At 45.5% G+C, this 1,946-nt stretch carries 2 protein-coding genes; both read left to right on the top strand.

Going from position 1 to position 1,946, the window contains the following annotated elements; all coding sequences use genetic code 11:
- The first annotated feature begins 398 nt into the window (after positions 1 to 398).
- On the top strand, positions 399 to 1,196 hold the full coding sequence (locus GX419_10225; GenBank protein NLI25069.1) for a glycyl-radical enzyme activating protein: 798 nt from the start codon (positions 399 to 401) through the stop codon (positions 1,194 to 1,196).
- A 54-nt stretch (positions 1,197 to 1,250) separates the two neighbouring features.
- Positions 1,251 to 1,946: formate C-acetyltransferase/glycerol dehydratase family glycyl radical enzyme (locus GX419_10230; protein ID NLI25070.1), on the top strand; the 696-nt coding region annotated here is incomplete at its 3' end.

Genomic DNA, 1,946 nt, shown 5'->3' on the forward strand with positions numbered 1-1,946 from the left:
CCAACATTGCATTAGAAAAATTTCTGATACATTGTTTGGGATTATTGCATAAAGAAATAATTCAATGCAATGGAGTCAGCCTTTTCCTTTCACTGTCGCTGAATGGAGATTTTTTCTATATTTCAATTATAAGTATTCTGGTGGATTAATGTTCATGAATGTATTGGTGAATATTTAATAAATAAGTATTTTTGTCTGATAAATTATTCTATGCCCCGGCATAATTATCATCTGAATCTTTATCACCGCTTCGGCAAGGGATTGTACGAATGCTGGATCATTTAGCCGTTTTCTGATTACTTCTGCTGGCTGATCCGGCTCCGGAAAAAATCTCTGTTTTCCTGCTCTTTCCGTCCGGATTAGTGCCTGCATTTTCCCCATTTCACAACAACAATTGTATGAAAGGTATCATTTTTGAAATACGGCGATTCACAGTGCACGACGGTCCGGGTATCCGCACAACCGTCTTTATGAAAGGCTGTCCGCTTTCTTGCTGGTGGTGCCATAATCCCGAGGGACAGAATCCGCAGCCTGAACCATGGACCCGCCTTGAAAAACTTAAAGGACGCGTGTTTGAAAAGCAAATGGTGATCGGTCAGGAATGGACTACCACCGATCTGATGACGGAATTATTGAAAGACCGGGTTTTCTATGAAGAATCAGATGGAGGAGTCACTTTCAGCGGAGGAGAACCTCTGATGCAGCCCGCCTTTCTCAAGGAAATGCTCGCACTTTGCCGTCAACATGGTATCCATACTGCCGTTGACACCAGCGGATTTGCTCCGCGGGAGATCCTGATGGAAATTGCCGCAATAAGCGATCTGTTTCTCTATGATCTGAAAGTGTTTGACGAGGCTCTGCATGTGAAATATACCGGAGTCTCAAACCGAATCATTTTTGAAAACCTTCATCTGCTCCTCGATGCTGGTAAACCTGTCTGGCTCCGGCATCCTGTGATTCCGGGAATCAATGATTCCGAAGACGAAAAGGAAAAACTGAAACACTTGCTCTCTCAAATTGCGGGCCCCATTGCCGCTCTCCACCTGTTGCCCTATCACTCCATTGCCAGAAACAAATACCGGAAATCGGGAAAAACAAACCGTCTGGAATCGCTGAACGATCTTGCGGAATCCGATTTGTATCCAATGGTCAAAGAACTTGAAGAAACAGGAGTAAAAGTGGTCATCGGGGGATAAATCGCACCATCGGAATGATGCATACACAGAAAAAACAATAAAAACTGAACGAAAATGAATTCACGTATTCAAAGGCTTCGTGAAGAGAGTCTGAAGGCTGTCAACAGACTCAGTCCTGAAAGAGCATTGCTGGTAACCGAATTTTATAAAAGCGAAAAGGCGGCGGGCTTATCAGCACCGGTTGTGCGTGCTCTCTGCTTTGAACATATCATGAAAAACAAAGTGCTTTGGCTGGGAGAAGGAGAGCTGATTGTGGGCGAAAGGGGCCCTGCACCCAAAGCTACTCCGACCTATCCCGAAGTAGCTCTGCATTCGCTGGAAGATCTGAAAATTCTTGATTCTCGCCCCAAAGTGTCGTTTAAGGCCGATGAAGAAATGCTTTCGGCATACCGCGACGTGGTAATTCCCTTCTGGAAAGGAAAGAGCAACCGCGAAAAAATGATGTCTCTTCTTCCCCGCGAATGGCATGATGCCTACGAGGCAGGGATATTTACCGAATTTCAGGAACAGCGCTCTCCCGGACACACTGTCCTTGGCGATAAGATCTACCATAAAGGACTGACGGATCTCATACAGGAAGTCAGACAGAACCTGGAATCGCTGGATTACATTAATGATCCTGAGGCCTTTGAAAAGCGAGAAGAACTTACCGCCATGGAAATGGCAGCCAGGGCCTTGATGGCCTATGCCAGCAGGTATGCCGAGCTGCTGCAGGAAAAAGCTGCTGTTGAAACCAATCCTGAACGGAAA

It is taken from the genome of Bacteroidales bacterium, assembly GCA_012517825.1.
GTDB lineage: Bacteria > Bacteroidota > Bacteroidia > Bacteroidales > JAAYUG01 > JAAYUG01.

Bases quoted from the DNA above. Each gene is read 5' to 3' on its own strand.
- GX419_10225 (NLI25069.1), top strand. From the start codon at position 399: ATGAAAGGTATCATTTTTGAAATACGGCGATTCACAGTGCACGACGGT.